This is a genomic window from Bacillus sp. Leaf49 (assembly GCF_001426125.1).
Lineage (GTDB): Bacteria > Bacillota > Bacilli > Bacillales > Bacillaceae > Bacillus > Bacillus altitudinis.
In genome coordinates, this window is sequence record NZ_LMRK01000020.1 from 528450 (window position 1) to 549061 (window position 20612).

Here is a 20612-nt window from a genome sequence, read left to right on the forward strand (position 1 = left end):
AAAAACAGTGAGATATCAATACAAATTTCAAAAGCTCTTAGAATTGAAAGAAAGTGAAAAAGACAAATCACTCGCAGCGTATCAACAATCCGTTTCGGCATTTGAGCAAGCCGCTGAAAAACTCTATGAAAATATGAGTAAAAAAGAGCTAATGGAAAAGAGCAAAGAAGAAAAGCTGAGAAGTGGGATGAGTGTTCAAGAAATGCGTCATTACCAACAATTTGTGACGAACTTAGATAACACCATTCATCATTATCAGCAGCTTGTGATCATGAAACGCCATCAAATGAATGAAAAGCAATCTGATTTAACTGAAAAAAATATTGAGTTTAAAAAGTTTGAAAAAATGAAAGAAAAGCAATTTGAAAAGTTCTCCCTTGAACATAAGGCAATTGAAATGAAAGAAATGGATGATATCTCTATCAGCCAATTCATGTTTCAAGGACATTAGGAGTCGAGATGAATGCCTAAGAAGGAAAAAACAAAGGAATCAAGCGGCGGCGGTAAATTTCAATGGATCTTGTTTATTGTCATTATCCCATTGGTTGTGCTTGTGATTGTAACGGGCACAATCCTTTATATGGCAGGTTATGATCTAAAGAAACCGCTCCAAAACATTCCGGGGATTAGCAGCTTGGTTGGATCAGATGACACATCAAAAACGTCATCTTCAAATAACGATCAACGTGATACAGAGTTGAAAGCGTTGAAAAAGACGATTAAAGAACAAGAGAATGAACTTGAAATTGCTCAAAAAGACTTGAAGACAAGTGATGAAGAGATTAAACGATTGAATCAAAAAATCAATTCACTTGAAAAAACATCTGATAAAGAGAACACGTCAGCAAGTGACAGTTCATCAAACAGTACATCATCAAGTAATAACGCATCAGGATCTTCCTCTGATTCGTCAGCATCTTCTAATCAGCAATCAAAAGGAAAGGTCGCCAGCATTTATGAAAGCATGGATGCAGGGAAATCTGCCAAAATTCTATCAGAGCTAAGTGATAAAGAAGCTTTGAAGATCCTTGAAGAGCTGAGTAAAAATAAGCTGACGGACATATTAGCAAAACTGACACCTCAGAAGGCAGCAACGTTCACGAAGGAGCTTGCCAAAAAAGAAGAAAGTGAAAATGGAGGTGGACAATAAGTGAAGCTATTGGACATTGGAGCTTTACAGCAATCTTCCCAAGGTCTCTCGGGACTAAAGGGAGAGGGGGCAGTATCTGCTCGCGGCCTGTTTAAACAATTGTTAAATGGCGCAGGTATTCAAAGTGGTCCAGCTATTTCTCAGCCGGCGGAAACCAATCTATCCATGAATGATGCGATGCAAATCATTGAAAAATGGATGCAATCACCTGAAGAAGGAATAGATGGAGATCTTCTTGCGGCACTTCAGGCGCTGCAAGGTCAAAAGCTTGAAGGGGCTGACTTAAAGTCACTTGAAGAGCTATTTCAAAAGATGGAATCGGTTATCTATGGCGATCAGGATGAGAAGCCAGTTGCTGAACATAGTGAACAGCTCATACAAGTCCACTTTTTCTTATATCAAATACTGAATCAGCAGCCGGTGAGCTTTGATGCAAAACTTGTACAGGATATTCAAGCAAAAGGTGAAGATTTCATCAAGTTTCTAACGAAAAACGGAGCAGATGAAAAGCTCATTCAACAAGTAAAAGAGCAGTTCTTCTCGCAAGGATCGGCACCTAAGCTGAATAATATGTCGCAAAGCGAGCTGAAACACTTTAATCAGTTAATCGATCATATGATGGCGAATGCGAAAGGGTCAGATAAAGAGTGGAAAATTTCCTTAGGAGAGTTAAAAGAAATGGTTGCTCCGAGGCAAGAATCTTCCTTCTCATCTCCAGCAAAAGGTGCTGCCTCACTTGAATGGCTTATGAAAAAAGAAGTCACCAAAGGTCAAGGCACTACGGCACCTGCTTCTGAAAAAACAATCACCCATACGCTGCTTCCAGGGCATAAACAGTTCTTCCAACTGCAATCAGCTGCTCCTGTGCAGCAGACGCAAACAACTGACGAAAAGCCAGGCACGGTTGATCAGCAGATTTTAAATACGTGGAAACAAATGAAGTTCACACCATTTGGCAATTCAAGCGGACGGTTTACCGTACGATTAAATCCAGAAAATCTAGGGTTTATTACCATCCAGCTAACGAAACAAAACGGAATGTATGCGAGTAAAATTACAGCTTCAACGCAAGCAGCAAAAGAGCTGCTCGAGCATCATCTGCCGCAGCTCAAGCAGGCGCTACCGAATATGTCGGTTCAAGTTGACCGTTTCCATATACCGCTTCAGTCAAATGATCAGCCGTCTTTTGGACAATTTAATGAGGAAGGCAAGCAGCAGCCATCAAAAGGACAAAGTTTCCAGCAGCCTGATGAACAGGAAGCTGAATTCCAAGATGTACTGGATGCGCTTGTTGGATCAGAAGAAGAAGAGGAGGAGATCTAATGGCAACTGTTGATGCGACGAATAGAACAGCCGCACAAGCGGACACTTCTTCAAACGCAGCAAAGAAAACAGATACACTTGGCCGAGATCAGTTCTTGAAAATCTTGCTTACGCAGCTTCAAAACCAAGATCCGACAAACCCGATTGATGACCGTGAGTTTGTCACACAGCTTGCAACATTTTCTTCTTTAGAACAGCAAATGAATATGAACGAATCTATCACTCAAATGAATCAGATCATGTCTACATTCGTTGCACACCAAGATCCATTTACGACATATGTAGGCTGGATTGGTAAAGAAGTAGAGGGTAAACAAGATGATAAAGACATATCTGGCATTGTGAAGTCTGTGAAAAACATAAACAATGAATACTTCCTATATTTAGAAGATGGAACGAAAATCAGCCCTTGGGACGTTACAACTGTTGGAGAAAAATCGTAAGCAAATCGAGGAGGAAAATAAATGTTACGCTCACTTTACTCAGGAATTAGCGGAATGAAAAACTTCCAAACAAAATTAGATGTTGTAGCCAATAACGTAGCCAACGTCAATACACACGGATACAAAAAAAGCCGTATCACGTTTAAAGATATGGTCAGTCAAACCATTGCAAGTTCTGGTGGACCGACGAATAACTCTGGTTCAATCAACTCAAAACAAGTTGGATTAGGATCAGCTTTATCTTCTATTGATAAAATCATGACATCAGGTTCTTCTCAAAATACAGACGAACCATATGATTTCTATATTAATGGAGATGGATTTTTCCGTATTGAAAAGCAAGGTGAAATCCTATTTACAAGAACAGGGAACTTCAAACCTGATTCAAATGGGGATCTGATAACATCTGATGGAAACTATCTTCTTGGGATGGATGGGCAAAGAATCAACATTCCACGAGACAATGTGTCAAGTGTTAGTGTTGGGCCAGATGGGACCGTTTCTGTAGTTGAGAACAACGTTTCTCGTACTGTTGGACAAGTATCACTTGTGTCTTTCAGTAATGCAGGAGGACTAGATAAAGTTGGGGATAACTTATATCGCCAAACACTCAGTTCCGGTGCACCAAGTAATGCCATGGCTCCTGGAACTCAAGGAACAGGTGAACTTCAAACAGGTAAACTTGAAATGTCAAACGTTGATTTAACAGACGAGTTTACAGAAATGATTATCGCACAGCGTGGATTCCAATCGAATGCAAAGACGATCACAACATCTGATGAAATTCTGCAAGAACTTGTGAATCTGAAACGATAGGAGGTAGGGGGAGCGGTTTATCGCTTCTCTGCTTAATATGATTGAAGTGACAAGATTAAATGGCAAAGGATTTATGCTCAACGCTCTCCATATCGAGCAAATCGAAAGCTTTCCAGACACGACCATTACACTCGCCAATGGAAAGAAATTCGTTGTGAAAGAAGATGAAGAGCAGCTTCAGGAGAAAATCATTTCTTTCTATAGAAAAATCCAAGTCATTTCATTGAATCAAGGAATAGAGGAGTTTGAATGAAGAAGAAATTAGTCGTAGTAATGCTAATCATGATTATTGCTATCGTCGGAATTGGAGCAGGTATTGTCTTTCTGGTGAATGGGTCAGACGAAGCAAAAGCAGAAAAAGAGCCAACAGCAGATGAAGTCGTAAAAGCTTCTGTTGAAATTCCTGAGATTGTGACCAATTTAAAATCTGAAGGAAATGCGGTTAAACTTGTACTAAATATTGAAACAGATTCAGAAAAAGCCAAAGAAGAGCTTGAAAAAAGAAGCTTCCAAGTGAAAGATGCTGTGATCGATATTTTATCAGACACGAATGCAGATGAACTTGATGGCAAAAAAGGCAGAGAACATTTTAAAACACAGGTCAAAAACAAAGTGAATAACTATTTGCAAGATGGCAAGGTGAAAGAAGTTTATATAACCTCCTTTAATCTGCAATAGAGGCGATTAATTGACACGATGGAGGTGAAGAAATGTCAGGAGAAGTGCTTTCCCAGAATGAGATCGACGCATTATTATCCGCCATATCAACAGGCGAAATGGATGCAGAAGAGCTGAAAAAAGAAGAAACGACGAAAAAAGTGAAAGTGTATGACTTTAAACGTGCACTGCGCTTTTCAAAAGACCAGATTCGAAGTTTAACAAGAATTCATGATAACTTCGCTAGACTGCTTACCACACACTTTTCAGCGCAGCTAAGATCATATATTCAAATTTCTGTCAGCTCGGTTGACCAAGTGCCATATGAAGAATTTATTCGTTCGATTCCTAATATGACATTATTAAACTTATTTTACGTCAGTCCGCTTGAAGGAAGAATCATGCTTGAAGTGAACCCAACGATTGGCTATGCCATGATGGATAGGCTGATGGGTGGGATTGGCATTAGTCATAATAAGACAGAATCACTGACAGAAATCGAAACAAAGATTATCTCAAACATGTTTGAGGGAGCTTTGGAAAACTACAGAGAAGCGTGGCAGTCCATAACCGACATCGAGCCAGAAATGGCAGATTTCGAGGTAAATCCCCAGTTTGTTCAAATGGTGTCACCAAACGAAACAGTTGTCGTCATTTCTCTTAATACACAAATTGGTGAGGTAAGCGGGGTTATTAATCTCTGTATTCCTCACGTAGTATTAGAGCCTATTATTCCGAAGCTGTCTGTACACTACTGGATGCAATCGGAACGAAATGAACCGAAAAAAGAAGAAACAAAGGCCATTGAAAAACGGATTATGACGGCGAAAATACCGGTAGTCGCAGAGCTTGGACAATCGGAAATGACGGTGGAAGAGTTTTTGAATTTGGAAATTGGTGATTGTATTGCCTTGGACAAACCAGTAAATGCGCCTCTTACTGTTATGGTCGGAAATAAACCGAAATTCTTGGGACAGGCCGGCCGCGTGAATCGGAAACAGGCGATTCAAATTCTAGATCACGACATAAGAGGTGAAGAAGATGGAGAATAACGGAAGTAAATTATCACAAGATGAAATCGATGCGCTCCTTAAAGGAGGCAGCAATGACGATATAGAGCCTGATACACTCCTTTCTGCAATGGAACAAGATGCCATTGGGGAAATCGGAAATATATCATTTGGAAGCTCTGCAACAGCACTTTCAACCCTATTAAGTCAAAAAGTGGAGATTACAACTCCAACTGTCACAGTGATTCAAAAAAGCAAGCTGAATGAGGAATTTCCTCATCCGTATGTCGCCATTGAAGTGAATTATACGGAAGGCTTCAGCGCTAGTAACCTGCTTGTCATCCAGCAAACCGATGCGGCAGTCATTGCGGATTTAATGATGGGCGGAGATGGAACAAATGCTGACCCGTCGTTAAGTGAAATTCACTTAAGTGCAGTACAAGAAGCGATGAACCAAATGATGGGTTCAGCAGCGACGTCCATGTCAACAGTCTTTAATAAAAAGATTGATATTTCTCCGCCTCGCGTTGAGTTGCTTGATGTGAAAGAAGGAGAAGGCACAGACCGCATTCCAGCTGAAGAGATGCTTGTCAAAGTGTCCTTTAGATTAACGATAGGTGAACTCATAGATTCAAATATTATGCAGCTTTACCCTATTACGTTTGCGAAAGATTTGATTGCAGAATTAACAGACCCAGCGGAAGAAGAGCCGGTTCAAGAAGCACCTCAGAGTGCACCTGAACCACAGCAGGCTGCTCCGCAAGCACAATCTGCTCCTATGCAGCAATCGGCACCGCCGAAAAGACAGGCGAAGCCAAAGCCGGCAGAACCTGTCAATGTGGCGCCAGTTGAATTTGAGGCATTTAGTGAGCCTCAGCATACAACAAGTCAGCTCGGTAATCTTGATATGCTGATGGATATTCCACTTTCCATTACAGTGGAGCTTGGAAGAACGCAGCGCAGTGTGAAAGAAGTACTTGAACTTTCCGCTGGAAGTATCATTGAACTGGACAAACTTGCAGGTGAGCCAGTCGACATTCTGGTCAACAAACGAATCGTCGCCAAAGGAGAAGTTGTTGTCATTGATGAGAACTTTGGTGTACGTGTGACTGACATTTTAAGTCAGTCTGAAAGACTTTCTAATTTAAAATAAACAAACATATAGGGAGAGAATAAGTAAATGGCTACTAAGGTATTAATCGTAGATGATGCAGCATTCATGAGAATGATGATTAAGGATATTCTTGTAAAAAACGGATTTGATGTAGTAGGAGAAGCAGAAAACGGCGCACAAGCTGTTGAAAAATTTAAAGAAACATCTCCTGATCTAGTCACAATGGATATCACAATGCCAGAAATGGACGGGATCACAGCATTAAAAGAAATTAAACAAATCGATGCTTCTGCAAAAATCATTATGTGCTCAGCGATGGGACAACAATCAATGGTTATTGATGCCATTCAAGCAGGTGCAAAAGACTTTATCGTGAAGCCATTCCAGGCAGACCGTGTACTTGAAGCAATTAATAAAACGTTAGGCTAAAAAAGGGTGTAAGACTTGTTGAAAAAACGTTTGATATGTATAGCAATGATCAGTTTTATGCTTTTCTTGACAGCGCAGCCAGCCTCACTGTTTGCTGAAACAAAAGATCCTGAAAATGGCACAGTGAATGACTGGCTCAAAGATGAGAAAGAAAGCAAAAAGGATACAGAAAAGAAAACCACTGACAATCAAACGAATCCGGCAGAAGAAGTTCCCTCTTCTTCTGTCTCCATTATGGATTTTGTCAAAATGATTGGTGCCTTACTTTTTGTCATCCTGCTCATTTACGGATTGGTGAGATTTGTTGGAAAGCAAAACCGCTTACTCAAGCCATTTCGCTATGTTGAAAATATTGGCGGAACGACGGTTGGTCAAAATCGTTCAGTTCAGCTGATCAAAGTGGGCAAACGAGTATTAGTTGTCGGCGTAGCAGACTCAATCCAGTTGCTAAAAGAAATCGATGATGAACAAGAATGCGAAGCGATTGTGAAACAATACGAAGAAGCGATGGAAAGTAAGACTGACTTACCGAAAATGATGCAAAAATTAACATCGCAAGTGAAGAAACACGATCAGCCGACCACTTCTTCTTTTTCAGCCAATTTAAAGGCGCAGCTAGCCGAATTGAAAAAGACCCAATCAGAAGTCAGAAAGAAAGGCCCGAAACAAAATGAATGAGTTTATCGATTTATTTAATTCCAGTGGCGCAGGGAATATTAGCACATCTGTCCGTCTTCTTTTATTGTTAACTGTATTTTCAGTTGCACCAGGCATTCTTATTTTAATGACCTGTTTTACACGGATTGTGATTGTTCTTTCGTTCGTTAGAACTTCACTTGCAACCAACTCAATGCCGCCAAACCAAGTGCTTGTAGGACTTGCTTTGTTTCTCACATTTTTTATTATGGCACCCACGTTCTCAGAGATTAATAAAGAGGCACTCACGCCGCTTTTAAATGATGATATTACGTTAAATCAGGCCTATGAAAAAGCCGAAGTGCCAATTAAAGAGTTTATGAGCAAACATACGAGACAGAAAGATTTGGCTTTATTTCTTAGTTACGCAAAAATGGATACCCCTGAATCGATTAAAGATATTCCCTTAACGGCGATGGTACCAGCGTTTGCAATTTCAGAATTAAAGACGGCATTTCAAATTGGTTTCATGATCTTTATTCCATTTTTAATTATTGACATGGTGGTCGCAAGTGTCCTGATGTCGATGGGGATGATGATGCTTCCGCCGGTTATGATATCGCTCCCTTTCAAAATATTGTTATTTGTATTAGTTGATGGATGGTATTTGATTGTTAAATCTTTGCTGCAAAGCTTTTAGAGTAGGTGCTTAAAACATGAGTTCAGAATTTGTCATTACGATGGCTGAAAGATCAGTGTATGTTGTATTACTTGTCAGCGGGCCGCTTCTAGCGCTCGCACTAATCGTGGGACTAATTGTCAGTGTGTTTCAGGCGACAACCCAAATCCAAGAACAGACGCTTGCGTTCATTCCAAAAATTGTTGCAGTGCTCATTGGACTTGTTGTGTTTGGTCCGTGGATGCTTTCAACAATTGTGTCATTTACAACAGAGCTGTTCTCGAATTTAGATCGATTTGCAGGTTAATCAGAGATGTCAATCATAGAATTATTTCCTGCCTTTCTTCTCGTTTTCATTCGGATCACCGCTTTTTTCGTGACAGTGCCGCTATTAGCGCATCGAACGATACCAGCAGTTCACAGAGTTGGTTTTTCACTGTTTTTGGCTGTCATTAGTTTTAGCACCATTAAAGAACCGCCAGCACTCGATATCGACGGTCTTTACATGATGCTTGCCGTGAAAGAAGCAATGGTCGGACTTCTTCTTGGACTGATTGCATATATCATGGTGTCCGCAGTTCAAATTGCCGGCTCATTCATCGATTTTCAAATGGGTTTTGCAATCGCCAATATTATTGATCCACAAACAGGGGCGCAAACGCCGCTGATGGGGCAGTTTTTTTATACGGTGACCTTGCTACTGATGCTGGCAACAAATGCACATCATTTGCTGCTTGATGGAATCTATTACAGTTTTCAATATATTCAAGTTGATCAGTATGCGCTGAACTTCGGTAGTGAATCCTTTGCTTACTTTATTGCAAAGAGCTTCAACCAAATGTTCATCATAGCCTTTCAAATCTCAGCACCTGTTGTGGCTAGTTTGTTTTTAGTCGATTTGGCATTAGGAATTGTGGCACGTACAGTTCCACAAATGAACGTATTTGTCGTTGGACTTCCCATTAAAATGGGCGTGAGTTTTATTATGATCATCATTTGTATGGGTGTCATCTTCGGGGTCGTCCAAAATACATTTGAAACGATTGTGCTCACCATGAGGAATTTCTTAGCATTGGTCGGTGGTTCGTCATGACGACAAGACTTAGACTCGACTTGCAATTTTTCGCAGGTGAAAAAACAGAAAAAGCAACACCGAAAAAAAGACGGGATTCACGTAAAAAAGGGCAGGTTGCCAAAAGTACCGACGTCAATACAGCCATCTCATTTCTACTAATCTTTTTATCATTCTTTTTTATTGGGCCTTTTATGAAAGAGCGTATTATTGCGCTCATTGAACGTTTTTATTCAACAACGATGCTAATGAAGGTTAGCACATCTAATATTCACCAGTTATTCTTGGAATTGCTTCAAGAGACAGGTCTCCTCCTCATGCCAATTCTTGGTGTTGGGATGCTGGCAGGGATCATCAGTAACTATTTACAAGTTGGGTTTCTCTTTTCAACTGAAGTGATCAAGCCCAAATTAGAAAAGCTTGATCCAATCAAAGGGTTTAAACGAATATACAGTATTCGAGCACTCGTTGAGCTATTAAAATCCATTTTAAAAATTGGTTTTGTTGGTTTTGCGACATTTATCGCTCTATGGATGCACTTTGACGAAATCTTGCGGCTCCCTCTACTCACTGCAGAGGAAACCCTTCATTTCGTGGCAAATATGACCTTGATTATGGGTCTATATGCAGCAGGTGCTCTTCTGATCTTAGCCGGGCTTGACTACATGTATCAGAAATTTGATTATGAAAAAAACTTACGGATGTCTAAACAAGACATCAAAGATGAGTATAAAAAATCAGAGGGTGACCCGCTCATAAAATCAAAAATTAAACAGCGGCAAAGGGAAATGGCCATGAGACGGATGATGCAGGAAGTCCCAAAAGCGGACGTCATCATTACAAACCCGACCCACTATGCAATTGCCTTGAAATATGACGAAGAAAAGATGGACGCGCCCTATGTTGTGGCAAAGGGAACGGATATTTTGGCTTTGAAAATTAGAACAATTGCGAAAGAACATGATGTTATGACTGTAGAGAACCGGCCACTCGCCCGCGCCCTCTATGATCAAGTGGATATCGACCAAGCGGTGCCGGAAGAGTATTTTAAGGCGATCGCAGAAATTTTGGCTTACGTATATAAAACGAAACAAAAGATTTTATGAATTTTTGGTTTTAAAAGGAGAGAACAGGCATGTCAGCAAGAGATTTATCTGTTTTATTCAGTGTTATTTTAATCGTGGCGATGCTGGTCATACCGTTTCCGCCCATCCTATTAAGTATTTTAATCATTATTAATATTTCTCTTGCGCTTATCGTGCTTCTCACCACAATGAACATGCAAGAACCACTGCAATTTTCCATTTTTCCGTCTTTGCTTTTGCTCTTAACACTGTTTCGTTTAGGGCTTAACATCTCTACAACCCGTTCTATTTTATCAACTGGAGATGCTGGTAAGGTTGTAGAAACGTTTGGATCATTTGTTGTTGGGGGCAATATACTCGTTGGTCTGGTTGTCTTCCTTATTCTGATCATTATTCAGTTTATTGTCATCACCAAAGGGGCGGAGCGTGTATCAGAGGTTGCGGCCAGATTTACACTCGACGCGATGCCAGGTAAACAAATGAGTATTGACGCAGATTTGAATGCAGGAATGCTGACAGAAAGTGAAGCTAGAAACCGCCGTGAAAAAGTAGCAAGAGAAGCAGACTTTTATGGTGCGATGGATGGTGCAAGTAAGTTCGTTAAAGGGGATGCCATCGCAGGTATTATCATCGTTATTATCAATATTATTTTTGGCATCATTATTGGGATGATTCAGCAAGGAATGTCGATTCAAGAATCAGCTTCCCACTTTACTCTTTTAACAGTAGGGGACGGAATTGTGTCGCAAATCCCTGCACTTCTCATCTCAACAGCGACAGGGATTGTTGTCACGAGAGCGGCTTCTAACGGAAACCTTGGTTCAGACATTACGGGTCAGCTCTTTGCCTTCCCTGCCATGCTTTACGTCACAGCAGGTACGATCTTCCTGCTTGGATTGTTTACGCCAATTGGCGTACTTTTGACAGGGCCGATCGCAGGTTTACTTGCACTCGGTGCGTACATGATGTCGAAAAACAAACAGGATCAAGAAGAGATTGAAGAAGTACTGGAAGAACAGGCAGAGGTAGAAGAGATGAAAAGTCCAGAAAGTGTCATTCATCTCCTGCAAATGGATGCCATTGAATTTGAATTTGGCTACGGGTTGATTCCACTTGCAGATGCCAATCAAGGCGGAGACCTGCTAGACCGGATTGTCATGATCAGAAGGCAGCTTGCTCTTGAACTAGGTCTTGTCATTCCAGTTGTCCGTATTCGAGACAACATTGCGCTGAACCCGAATGAATACAGGCTCAAAATAAAAGGGAACGAAGTGGCAAAAGGAGAGCTGCTGCTTGATCATTACTTAGCGATGTCCCCAACGCCTGATGATGATCCGATTGAAGGAATTGAAACAATCGAACCATCCTTTGGTCTGCCGGCAAAATGGATATCAGAAGCAGAAAAAGATCAGGCTGAAATGCTTGGGTATACAGTGGTCGATCCAGCATCTGTTGTGTCTACCCACATCACAGAGAAGATTAGACAAAATACCCACGAACTGCTTGGACGCCAAGAAACGAAGCAATTAATCGATCATCTGAAAGAAAGTTATCCAGTTCTAGTAGATGAGGTAACGCCGAATCCACTAGCAGTCGGGGATATCCAAAAAGTACTTGCAAAACTTCTGAAAGAAAAGGTCTCCATTCGAAACCTTGTGACCATTTTTGAGACCCTTGCAGACTACGGAAAATTAACGACTGATACAGACTTGCTAACAGAGTATGTTAGACAGGCACTTGCAAGACAGATTACTGCGCAGTATGCAAGAGAAAATGAATCACTGAAAGTCGTGACATGCTCAGGCCGAGTCGAAAAGGTGATTGCAGACAGCGTGCAGCAAACAGAGCATGGGAACTACTTATCGTTAGATCCAGAATCCTCTGAAAGTGTGATTCAATCAGTGGCGAGAGAAATTGAACAGCTTTCGCTTCGTCAGGAAACGCCGGTTCTATTATGCTCACCTCCTATAAGAATGTACGTCAAACAGTTGTTAGAAAGATATTTCCCAGATTTACCGGTACTATCTTATAACGAACTAGAAGCAAATGTGGAAGTACAGAGCATCGGAGTGGTGGATATCTAATGAAAATGAAAAAAATCACAGCGAATTCTATGCAGGAGGCAACGATCCAAATCAGGCAGCAGCTTGGGAAGGATGCCGTCATATTAAATTCGAAAACCGTTGTCAAACGAAAGCTGTTCGGTTTAAAGAAACAGCAAATGGTCGAAGTGATTGCAGTGCTGGATCAAGATTTTGAAGAAAGAGCCGGTAAAGGATTACAACCAGCAGCTGCGCCTATCCCGGTGTTACCGAAAAAGGAGCAGATTCAACATCTTACGCAAGAGCTGCCGGCTGCCACTCAAGCAGTTAAAGCAGCGCCTTCTCATTCTCAGCCTTTAGAATATGCAAGAAACGAGCGACATGCTGGGATATTGCCGGATTCTCTCATGAAGATTGATCAAAAGCTAAAAGATCAAGGTCTTGATGATGAGATTCGAGATGAATGCTTAAAGGGTCTTTTAACAAAAGGTGCTGTGAAAGAAGAGCAGATTGAAAAAGAACTTGAAAAACTACTCACAGGGATGCTGCCGGCTCACACTTCTGATGAGCCGATGATTCGTTCGAAATACATTGTGCTGTTTGGTTCAACTGGTGCTGGTAAAACGACAACGATTGCAAAGCTTGCTGCGAAAACGGCTATTCAGCAGCAAAAGAAAATTGCTTTTATCACAACAGATACGTACCGGATTGCCGCGATTGAACAACTAAAAACATATGCTGAACTGCTAAATGCACCGCTTGAGGTTTGTTATTCAAGAGAGGACTTTGTGAAAGCACAGCAGACCTTTAAAGACTATGATCATATTTTCATCGATACAGCAGGCCGTAACTTTAAAGAAGAGGCGTACATCAAAGAGCTGACAGATATCATTCCATTTGATGAAAGCATTCAAAGTTTTCTCGTCATGAGTGCGACATCGAAATATCAAGATATGAAAGCCATGGTCAAACGTTTTGAACACGTTCCAATCGATCAATTTATTTTCACAAAAGTTGATGAAACAGACACGATGGGAACGATCTTTCAAATCATTGCAGAATCTCAAATCGGGCTCGGGTTTTTAACAAATGGCCAAAATGTGCCTGAGGATATTCTTGAGAGTTCCCCCCTTGATTTGACAAGGATGGTCTTACAATGATGAAGCCTGACCAAGCCGAAGGTTTAAGAAAGCTTGTTCAGCAGAACCAACTGATTGTACCGAACTCTCTTCGTGCGAATGGACAAGCGAAAACCATTGCTGTCATGAGCGGTAAAGGCGGAGTAGGTAAATCGAATTTGACGCTGAATATGGCACTGTCTATCGCAAGTACGGGCAAGCAAGTGCTCATCATCGACCTCGACTTTGGCATGGGGAATATTGATATTTTACTAGGGAAAACATCGACCAGCTCTATATTAGACGTGCTTGTTAGGAAAAAATCCTTCCAAGCGGCTATGACAAAAGGAACGGACAATCTGTATTACATTTCTGGCGGAAGCGGGCTTGAACAGCTATTTTCTTTAGACAAAGATCAATGGTCGTTCTTTTTAGAAGAGATGGAGAAAATATTGAATGACTTTGATTGTATATTCTTTGATATGGGTGCAGGCTTGTCAAAAGATCAACTCCCTTTTGTTTTATCGGCAGGAGAAGTGGTTGTTGTGACAACGCCAGAACCAACATCCATCATGGATGCCTACAGCGCAATTAAGCACTTAGCCATTCATCAGTTTGAACAGTCTGTTCAAATCATTGTCAACCGGTGTAAAACCCCTTCGGAAGGATCTGAAACGTACCGGAAATTAGCAGGAGTGGTGACGTCATTTCTACACCGAAAGCTTGTATTTGCTGGTGCGGTACCTGATGATCCTGCTGTTCCTAAAGCGGTCACTGAACAAATGCCATTTTATATGAAGCAGCCTCATTCAAGGCTAAGTAAAACCATTAAAATGCTGGCTGAAACACTTTATCATCAGCAGATAAGAGAGGCACAGAGAGAGCAGCATACGTTTATAGATAAGTTGTCCTCTTTTTTTAAAAGGAGGAAGGTGGACTCATGATTAGAGTGCTTGTAGTAGATGACTCGGCTTTTATGAGAAAACTCATCAGTGATTTCCTAAGTGCCGAGCAAGAAATTGAAGTCGTCGGAACGGCGCGAAATGGAGAAGATGCCTTAAAGCGGATTAAGGAATTGAATCCGGATGTTGTCACACTTGATGTGGAAATGCCTGTTCTAAATGGAACAGAAGCATTAAAACAAATTCTGGCTGAACACGACCTTGCTGTGATTATGGTGTCAAGCCAGACGAAGCAAGGGAAGGAATTAACCATCCATTGCTTAGAACTCGGTGCTTTTGACTTTGTGACAAAGCCTTCAGGAAGTATTTCGCTCGATTTACACAAAGTAAGAGGTCAAATTGTAGAGCGGGTACTTGCGGCAGGCCTGTCCAGAAAACGTACTGAGAAACAAGTTTCTCCTAAGCCGTTCATGAAGCCGCCAAGTCCAATTCCAGCGGCCGCTCCCCGCCTGCAAGAAGTAAGAAGCGGCTCATCACTCCGAAAGATTATTTCAATCGGAACATCTACGGGAGGGCCTAGGGCGCTTCAACGAGTCGTCACGAAGCTGCCAAAAGACATAGAGGCGCCGATTTTGATTGTGCAGCATATGCCGGCAGGATTTACGGCATCGCTGGCTACTAGATTAGATCATTTATCACAAATTACGATCAAAGAAGCTCAAGATGGAGACATCGCTAAAAATGGAGTGGCTTACATAGCTCCTGGTGGATTGAATATGTCACTTCATGAACAAGGGGCAGCTTTAGTGATCAGGCTGTCCCCAGAAGACACTGACAGCCGTCACAAACCTTCTGTTAACTATTTATTTGAATCCATCAGCAACATAAAAGGTTACGAGAAAATCGCTGTCATTATGACAGGAATGGGTAGTGATGGCACAGAAGGTGTCAAAAAAATGGTCGCAAGCGGTCATACAAAAGTCATTGCAGAAAAAGAAGAATCATGTGTTGTTTTCGGAATGCCTAAATCAGTCATTAAAGCAGGCCTTGCACATGAAACAAGGCATGTGGATGACATCGCACATGCAATTATAAGCTCCATGAAAAAAGAGAGGGCGTGAACACGTTGGATGTAAACCAATACTTAGATATCTTTTTAGATGAAAGCAGAGAACACTTACAAACTTGTAATGAAAAACTTCTTGAATTAGAAAAGAACCCAACAGACTTGCAGCTAGTGAATGATATATTCAGAGCCGCTCATACACTGAAAGGCATGAGTGCAACGATGGGCTTTGATGATATGGCTCAATTAACACATCATTTAGAAAACATGTTTGATGCCATCAGAAACGAACAAATGATTGTCACTCCTGAATCAATGGATACGATGTTTGAAGCACTCGATCACCTTGAAGCAATGGTTCAATCGATTGCAGAGGGCGGGGATGGAAAACGTGATGTCACGGAGATTAGTAAAAAACTAGATGTGACAGGAAGCCATGCAGAAACAGCATCTGCCGTTGAGACTGCTGAAGCATCATCAGCTGCAAGCGACCTAGACTATAACGAATTTGAACGAACAGTTCTTGATGAAGCGAGAGAACAAGGCTTTAAATGTTATGAGCTGAACGTGACATTAAGTGACGCATGCTTATTAAAAGCCGTTCGTGTCTATATGATTTTTGAAAGACTGAACGAAGCAGGAGAAGTTGTCAAAACGGTTCCGAATGCAGAACTTTTAGAATCAGAAGATTTTGAATCTGAATTCAGCATTTCTTACTTATCGAAACAGCCGATGGAAGAAGTGAAAAAAATCGTGACAGCGATCTCAGAGGTTGAACAAGTGGAGATTTCTGAAGTCTCTGCCTTTGAAGAAGCGGCTCCTGCTGAAACAAAAGCAGAGAAACCTGAGCAGAAAAATGAAGAAGTCGCAGCGCCTGCTGCTAAAGCGCCAGCAAACGATGCGCCAAAAGCAAATGGCAATAACGGTGCAGCTGCCGGCGGAACGAAAACGATCCGTGTCAACATCGATCGTCTAGATTCACTTATGAACCTGTTTGAAGAGCTTGTCATTGATAGAGGACGTTTAGAACAGATTGCCAAAGAACTTGAAAACAACGAACTAACGGATACAGTGGAAAGAATGTCCCGTATTTCTGGAGACCTGCAATCGATCATCTTGAACATGAGAATGGTGCCTGTAGAAACGGTGTTTAACAGATTCCCACGTATGATTCGTCAATTGACGAAAGAGCTCAATAAGAAAATTGAACTGATCATTGAAGGTGCTGAGACAGAGCTTGATCGAACAGTGATCGATGAAATTGGCGATCCGCTCTTACACTTACTTAGAAACAGTCTCGATCACGGGATTGAATCACCAGAAGAACGTGTGAAAAAAGGCAAACCAGAAAAAGGAACTGTTCTTTTAAAAGCATATCATAGCGGAAACCATGTCTTCATTGAAGTCGAAGATGATGGCGGCGGAATTAACCGTAAAAAGGTCCTTGAAAAAGCATTAGAGCGCGGAGTTATTACAGAAAGAGAAGCGGAAACGCTTGAAGATCACCAAATTGATTCATTGATCTTTGCAGCAGGGTTCTCTACAGCTGATACGATTTCTGATATCTCGGGCCGAGGTGTAGGTCTTGACGTTGTGAAAAACAAGCTGGAATCATTAGGTGGTTCTGTGAGTATTAACTCAACAGAAGGTCAAGGCTCACTGTTCTCAATTCAGCTTCCACTCACATTATCGATCATTTCCGTACTTCTTGTGAAACTAGAGGAAGAAACATTTGCTATTCCGATTTCTTCTATTATAGAAACGGCTGTCATTAAGAAGAGTGACATCCTTCAAACGCATGATCGTGAAGTCATTGATTTCCGTGGATTTATCGTACCGGTTGTGTACTTGAAGAAACAGTTCAACGTACCAAATGCGAATGATTTAGAAGAAGAACTGCACATTATTGTTGTCCGTAAAGGAGACAAGCTAACAGCATTTGTGGTCGATTCGTTTATCGGTCAGCAAGAGGTTGTATTGAAATCACTTGGAGATTACCTACCAAACGTATTTGCGATATCAGGCGCAACAATCTTAGGTGACGGTCAGGTTGCACTCATCGTTGACTGTAATGCACTGATTAAGTAAAAAACAATAGAGGAGCGGTCTGAAATGAGTACAGATATCAAAACTGGCGAAAAGATGATTGTGTTTATCGTAAACAAAAAAGAATACGCCATTTCAGTATCAGAAGTAAAGTCCATTGAAAAATGGCAGCAGCCGACAAGAGTTCCTGGCGTTGCCCCTTATATATGCGGTGTCATTAATCTACGTGGTGTCGTGACACCTGTCATTGACCTTAGAGTGAGACTTGGATCAACTGACAACGAGATTACAGACGAAACAAGAATGATTATTGTACAAGTTGGTGACATTGAAGTCGGCTGGATTGTTGATGAAGCAAATGATGTCATTACTGTTCATCAGGAAGAGGTAGAATCTTCTACTGATACAGCTGAAAAAGAAGGACTGTCATGGGTGACAGGTATTATTAAGCATGATCAGCGCCTATTCAATATCATTCATGCTGGTGCGGTCCTCGACAAGAGCGTGCAAGATGCACCTGTTCATTAAGGGGGATGTGAAATGAGCATTTTCAATGAAATTAAAGATGAACAGCTAGATATATTAAGTGAGGTTGGGAATATCGGAGCAGGCCATGCAGCGTCTGCTCTTGCCAGCCTATTGAATCGCAAAATTGATATGGCTGTTCCTTTTGTCAAAGTTCTCTCGTTTGAAGATTTAATGGATTTCTTTGGTGGAGCAGACCTTCCAGTTGCCAGTATCTTTTTGCGAATGGAGGGTGATCTTACCGGTTCAATCTTTTTCATTATGCCGTTTGAACAAGCTGAACAATTTGTAAGAGAGCTTGTTCAGGACCCAGCATTTGATATTGATACGATTCATGAACACATGCTAGGAACATCAGCGCTTCATGAGTTAGGAAATATTTTAGCAGGCTCTTATTTATCAGCACTTGCCGATTTAACAAAACTGCAGCTTCACCCAAGTGTTCCAGATGTCACGCTCGACATGTTTGGGGCTGTCATTAGTGAAGGGTTAATGCAGTTTAGCCCTCTCGGCGATCAGGCGATTGTGATTGATACATCGATTTTCGATGATCAAAATCAGCAAGAGCTGAAAGGAAATATGTTTCTATTACCAGACTTTGAATCGTTTGAAAAACTGTTCAAAGCATTAGGTAACCTATAATGAACGTGCAGATTCCGGCAGTTGTAAAGGTTGGTATAGCGGATGTTCAGCTTGTGAAAACACCGGACCGTATTCGGACATCCGGTCTCGGTTCTTGCGTAGGACTTGTCCTTTTTGACCAAGAAAAAAAACTGGCAGGACTTGTCCATGTCATGCTTCCAGACTCCTCTCTTTCAAAAGGAGCGGTAGAGAACTTGGCTAAGTATGCAGATACAGGTGTCAAGCATACAATTGATCTGCTCTTAAAAGAAGGAGCGCGCAAACATGCGCTAAAAGCGAAGCTTGCTGGCGGCGCAGAAATGTTTAAATTTAAGTCAACCAATGATCTGATGAGAATTGGACCTAGAAATGTATCAGCTGTGAAAGAACATCTGTCTCTTCATCATATCCCGATCATTAGTGAGGACACGGGCGGAAACAATGGACGCACGATTGAATTCGATCCGCTTACAACAGAACTTGAGATCCGCACTGTGAAACAAGGCATTATGAAGATATAACTAAGGAAGTATAGGGGGAGAAAGATGCAATCCTTAAATTACGAAGATCAGGCGCTATGGGCTAGATGGAAAGAGTGGAAGGACCCAGCTGCTGGAGATGATCTTATGCGCCGCTATATGCCGCTCGTCACATATCATGTTGGAAGAATTTCCATCGGTCTCCCGAAGTCAGTGCACAAAGAAGACTTGATCAGTCTAGGGATGCTCGGTTTATATGATGCCCTTGAAAAATTTGACCCCGGAAGAGATCTGAAGTTTGATACATATGCATCCTTCAGAATTCGTGGGGCCATCATCGACGGTCTTCGTAAAGAGGACTGGCTGCCTCGTACATCAAGAGAAAAAACAAAAAAAGTAGAAGCGGCAATTGAAAAGCTTGAACAGCGATATTTACGAAATGTGACACCAACAGAGGTTGCTGAAGAACTCGGCATGAGTGAACAAGATGTGGTCACAACGATGAATGAAGGGTTCTTTGCGAATTTGCTCTCGATTGATGAGAAGCTGCATGATCAAGAAGACGGAGAAAACGTTCAAGTCATGATTCGCGACGAAAAGACTGTGACACCTGAAGAAAAAATGCTGAAAGATGAATTAATTGAACAGCTTGCCGAAAAAATGACAGAGCTTTCGGAAAAAGAAAAGCTTGTGATAAGTCTTTTCTATAAAGAGGAATTGACGTTAACGGAAATTGGTCAAGTGCTTAATTTATCGACCTCCCGCATTTCGCAAATTCATTCAAAGGCATTGTTCAAGCTTAAGCATCTGCTTGATAAAGCCATTCAATCTTAAAGAGTTAGTGAGTGAAAAAATATGCTATGGCTGATTAGCTTTATGCTTCATGCTGCACTTATTTATTTTGTGATCATTTTATACACGAGAATGAATTCGCTGAAGGCAACAGAACAAAAGCAGCGAGAGCTTTTAGAAGAAACGGAAAATACCCTGGCTGCATTTTTGATGGAAGTCAAAGAAGAGAATGAAAAACTATCAAAAGCTGCAGCCACTTCCCCTGATTTTTCTGCTGAAGAGCTGAAATCGGATCTTCAGACACCAAAGCAGCCACAACCACCAATTGAATCCCTGCAATCGGTAGAAAGTGAAGATCCAGTTCCAGAGCACCTGTCGACTCTCCTTAGCGAAGTTGAGGTGCAGGAAGAGAAGGTAAACGAACCCGTTTCAAGTCTCGAAACAGAAGCTTCTACGCCTTCTGAAAGTGAAATAGAAGAAACATTCGAGGAACAAGTAAAGGCCTTATATGATCAAGGGCTATCATTAGAAGAAATAGCGAAAGAATTAAAAACGGGCAAGACAGAAATCGAACTTTTATTAAAATTTAGCGGAAAGCTGTAAAGGA

Annotated in this window: 25 protein-coding genes; all 25 read left to right on the forward strand. The window is 41.3% G+C overall.

Annotation, left to right across the window (positions count from 1 at the left end):
* Positions 1-7 precede the first annotated feature (7 nt).
* Genes fliJ through ASG46_RS12600 form a run of 25 tightly spaced genes read left to right on the forward strand, consistent with a single transcriptional unit; the run spans position 8 to position 20608 of the window.
* On the forward strand, positions 8-451 hold the full coding sequence (gene fliJ, locus ASG46_RS12480) for a flagellar export protein FliJ (protein WP_024720352.1): 444 nt from the start codon (positions 8-10) through the stop codon (positions 449-451).
* A 12-nt stretch (positions 452-463) separates the two neighbouring features.
* On the forward strand, positions 464-1150 hold the full coding sequence (locus tag ASG46_RS12485) for a MotE family protein (protein ID WP_017359089.1): 687 nt from the start codon (positions 464-466) through the stop codon (positions 1148-1150).
* Positions 1151-2473 carry a flagellar hook-length control protein FliK gene (gene fliK, locus ASG46_RS12490; RefSeq protein WP_056704722.1) on the forward strand — a complete coding sequence of 441 codons (1323 nt, stop codon included), beginning with the start codon at positions 1151-1153 and terminating at the stop codon, positions 2471-2473.
* Positions 2473-2916 (forward strand): flagellar hook assembly protein FlgD, encoded by a 444-nt coding sequence (gene flgD, locus ASG46_RS12495; RefSeq protein WP_035392066.1) that lies wholly within the window; start codon positions 2473-2475, stop codon positions 2914-2916. The genes fliK and flgD overlap by 1 nt, the downstream gene beginning before the upstream one ends.
* 21 nt (positions 2917-2937) lie before the next feature.
* Positions 2938-3732 (forward strand): flagellar basal body rod protein FlgG, encoded by a 795-nt coding sequence (gene flgG, locus ASG46_RS12500; RefSeq protein WP_007499593.1) that lies wholly within the window; start codon positions 2938-2940, stop codon positions 3730-3732.
* Positions 3733-3769: 37 nt separating this feature from the next.
* Entirely contained in the window at positions 3770-3985 is a 216-nt protein-coding gene (locus ASG46_RS12505) for a flagellar FlbD family protein (RefSeq protein WP_008344794.1), read from the forward strand.
* A complete protein-coding gene (gene fliL / locus ASG46_RS12510) occupies positions 3982-4410 on the forward strand; it encodes a flagellar basal body-associated protein FliL (protein ID WP_007499592.1) in 429 nt (142 codons plus the stop codon). The genes ASG46_RS12505 and fliL overlap by 4 nt, the downstream gene beginning before the upstream one ends.
* A 32-nt stretch (positions 4411-4442) precedes the next feature.
* Positions 4443-5441, forward strand: coding sequence for a flagellar motor switch protein FliM (fliM, locus tag ASG46_RS12515; RefSeq protein ID WP_007499590.1), 999 nt, complete (start codon positions 4443-4445; stop codon positions 5439-5441).
* Positions 5431-6552, forward strand: a complete 1122-nt coding sequence (gene fliY, locus ASG46_RS12520; RefSeq protein ID WP_007499588.1) for a flagellar motor switch phosphatase FliY — start codon at positions 5431-5433, stop codon at positions 6550-6552. Before fliM ends, fliY begins: the two co-directional genes overlap by 11 nt.
* A gap of 27 nt (positions 6553-6579) precedes the next feature.
* Positions 6580-6942, forward strand: a complete 363-nt coding sequence (locus ASG46_RS12525; RefSeq protein ID WP_003212360.1) for a response regulator — start codon at positions 6580-6582, stop codon at positions 6940-6942.
* Between the two features lie 18 nt (positions 6943-6960).
* Entirely contained in the window at positions 6961-7620 is a 660-nt protein-coding gene (fliZ, locus tag ASG46_RS12530; RefSeq protein WP_024720357.1) for a flagella biosynthesis regulatory protein FliZ, read from the forward strand.
* Positions 7613-8278 carry a flagellar type III secretion system pore protein FliP gene (gene fliP / locus ASG46_RS12535; RefSeq protein ID WP_007499580.1) on the forward strand — a complete coding sequence of 222 codons (666 nt, stop codon included), beginning with the start codon at positions 7613-7615 and terminating at the stop codon, positions 8276-8278. The genes fliZ and fliP overlap by 8 nt, the downstream gene beginning before the upstream one ends.
* Before the next feature lie 16 nt (positions 8279-8294).
* Complete coding sequence (gene fliQ, locus ASG46_RS12540; RefSeq protein ID WP_003211206.1) at positions 8295-8564, forward strand: flagellar biosynthesis protein FliQ; 270 nt, start codon at positions 8295-8297, stop codon at positions 8562-8564.
* 6 nt (positions 8565-8570) lie between these two features.
* Positions 8571-9350: a flagellar biosynthetic protein FliR gene (fliR, locus tag ASG46_RS12545; RefSeq protein WP_007499578.1), complete on the forward strand. Its 780-nt coding sequence runs from the start codon at positions 8571-8573 to the stop codon at positions 9348-9350.
* Positions 9347-10435 carry a flagellar biosynthesis protein FlhB gene (gene flhB, locus ASG46_RS12550; RefSeq protein ID WP_008344784.1) on the forward strand — a complete coding sequence of 363 codons (1089 nt, stop codon included), beginning with the start codon at positions 9347-9349 and terminating at the stop codon, positions 10433-10435. Before fliR ends, flhB begins: the two co-directional genes overlap by 4 nt.
* A gap of 29 nt (positions 10436-10464) precedes the next feature.
* Positions 10465-12498: a flagellar biosynthesis protein FlhA gene (gene flhA, locus ASG46_RS12555; protein WP_008344782.1), complete on the forward strand. Its 2034-nt coding sequence runs from the start codon at positions 10465-10467 to the stop codon at positions 12496-12498.
* Entirely contained in the window at positions 12498-13616 is a 1119-nt protein-coding gene (gene flhF / locus ASG46_RS12560; protein ID WP_056704725.1) for a flagellar biosynthesis protein FlhF, read from the forward strand. The genes flhA and flhF overlap by 1 nt, the downstream gene beginning before the upstream one ends.
* Positions 13613-14518, forward strand: a complete 906-nt coding sequence (locus tag ASG46_RS12565) for a MinD/ParA family protein (protein WP_035392057.1) — start codon at positions 13613-13615, stop codon at positions 14516-14518. The genes flhF and ASG46_RS12565 overlap by 4 nt, the downstream gene beginning before the upstream one ends.
* Positions 14515-15597, forward strand: a complete 1083-nt coding sequence (locus ASG46_RS12570; RefSeq protein ID WP_008344775.1) for a protein-glutamate methylesterase/protein-glutamine glutaminase — start codon at positions 14515-14517, stop codon at positions 15595-15597. The genes ASG46_RS12565 and ASG46_RS12570 overlap by 4 nt, the downstream gene beginning before the upstream one ends.
* Positions 15598-15602: 5 nt before the next feature.
* Complete coding sequence (locus ASG46_RS12575; RefSeq protein ID WP_024720362.1) at positions 15603-17630, forward strand: chemotaxis protein CheA; 2028 nt, start codon at positions 15603-15605, stop codon at positions 17628-17630.
* A 24-nt stretch (positions 17631-17654) separates the two neighbouring features.
* A complete protein-coding gene (locus ASG46_RS12580; RefSeq protein ID WP_007499568.1) occupies positions 17655-18116 on the forward strand; it encodes a chemotaxis protein CheW in 462 nt (153 codons plus the stop codon).
* A gap of 12 nt (positions 18117-18128) precedes the next feature.
* Positions 18129-18755 (forward strand): chemotaxis protein CheC, encoded by a 627-nt coding sequence (locus tag ASG46_RS12585; RefSeq protein WP_007499567.1) that lies wholly within the window; start codon positions 18129-18131, stop codon positions 18753-18755.
* The gene (locus ASG46_RS12590) at positions 18755-19255 is read left to right on the forward strand and encodes a chemotaxis protein CheD (protein ID WP_007499566.1); all 501 of its coding nucleotides are present in this window, start codon (positions 18755-18757) and stop codon (positions 19253-19255) included. The genes ASG46_RS12585 and ASG46_RS12590 overlap by 1 nt, the downstream gene beginning before the upstream one ends.
* A 24-nt stretch (positions 19256-19279) precedes the next feature.
* Entirely contained in the window at positions 19280-20047 is a 768-nt protein-coding gene (locus tag ASG46_RS12595) for a FliA/WhiG family RNA polymerase sigma factor (protein WP_007499565.1), read from the forward strand.
* Positions 20048-20068: 21 nt separating this feature from the next.
* A complete protein-coding gene (locus tag ASG46_RS12600; RefSeq protein WP_017359079.1) occupies positions 20069-20608 on the forward strand; it encodes a hypothetical protein in 540 nt (179 codons plus the stop codon).
* The last annotated feature ends 4 nt before the right edge of the window (positions 20609-20612 follow it).

Coding starts and splice junctions, on each gene's coding strand:
- ASG46_RS12485 (WP_017359089.1), top strand. CDS start 464: ATGCCTAAGAAGGAAAAAACAAAGGAATCAAGCGGCGGCGGTAAATTT.
- flgD (WP_035392066.1), top strand. CDS start 2,473: ATGGCAACTGTTGATGCGACGAATAGAACAGCCGCACAAGCGGACACT.
- flgG (WP_007499593.1), top strand. CDS start 2,938: ATGTTACGCTCACTTTACTCAGGAATTAGCGGAATGAAAAACTTCCAA.
- ASG46_RS12505 (WP_008344794.1), top strand. CDS start 3,770: ATGATTGAAGTGACAAGATTAAATGGCAAAGGATTTATGCTCAACGCT.
- fliL (WP_007499592.1), top strand. CDS start 3,982: ATGAAGAAGAAATTAGTCGTAGTAATGCTAATCATGATTATTGCTATC.
- fliM (WP_007499590.1), top strand. CDS start 4,443: ATGTCAGGAGAAGTGCTTTCCCAGAATGAGATCGACGCATTATTATCC.
- fliY (WP_007499588.1), top strand. CDS start 5,431: ATGGAGAATAACGGAAGTAAATTATCACAAGATGAAATCGATGCGCTC.
- ASG46_RS12525 (WP_003212360.1), top strand. CDS start 6,580: ATGGCTACTAAGGTATTAATCGTAGATGATGCAGCATTCATGAGAATG.
- fliP (WP_007499580.1), top strand. CDS start 7,613: ATGAATGAGTTTATCGATTTATTTAATTCCAGTGGCGCAGGGAATATT.
- fliQ (WP_003211206.1), top strand. CDS start 8,295: ATGAGTTCAGAATTTGTCATTACGATGGCTGAAAGATCAGTGTATGTT.
- fliR (WP_007499578.1), top strand. CDS start 8,571: ATGTCAATCATAGAATTATTTCCTGCCTTTCTTCTCGTTTTCATTCGG.
- flhB (WP_008344784.1), top strand. CDS start 9,347: ATGACGACAAGACTTAGACTCGACTTGCAATTTTTCGCAGGTGAAAAA.
- flhA (WP_008344782.1), top strand. CDS start 10,465: ATGTCAGCAAGAGATTTATCTGTTTTATTCAGTGTTATTTTAATCGTG.
- flhF (WP_056704725.1), top strand. CDS start 12,498: ATGAAAATGAAAAAAATCACAGCGAATTCTATGCAGGAGGCAACGATC.
- ASG46_RS12565 (WP_035392057.1), top strand. CDS start 13,613: ATGATGAAGCCTGACCAAGCCGAAGGTTTAAGAAAGCTTGTTCAGCAG.
- ASG46_RS12570 (WP_008344775.1), top strand. CDS start 14,515: ATGATTAGAGTGCTTGTAGTAGATGACTCGGCTTTTATGAGAAAACTC.
- ASG46_RS12580 (WP_007499568.1), top strand. CDS start 17,655: ATGAGTACAGATATCAAAACTGGCGAAAAGATGATTGTGTTTATCGTA.
- ASG46_RS12585 (WP_007499567.1), top strand. CDS start 18,129: ATGAGCATTTTCAATGAAATTAAAGATGAACAGCTAGATATATTAAGT.
- ASG46_RS12590 (WP_007499566.1), top strand. CDS start 18,755: ATGAACGTGCAGATTCCGGCAGTTGTAAAGGTTGGTATAGCGGATGTT.
- ASG46_RS12595 (WP_007499565.1), top strand. CDS start 19,280: ATGCAATCCTTAAATTACGAAGATCAGGCGCTATGGGCTAGATGGAAA.
- ASG46_RS12600 (WP_017359079.1), top strand. CDS start 20,069: ATGCTATGGCTGATTAGCTTTATGCTTCATGCTGCACTTATTTATTTT.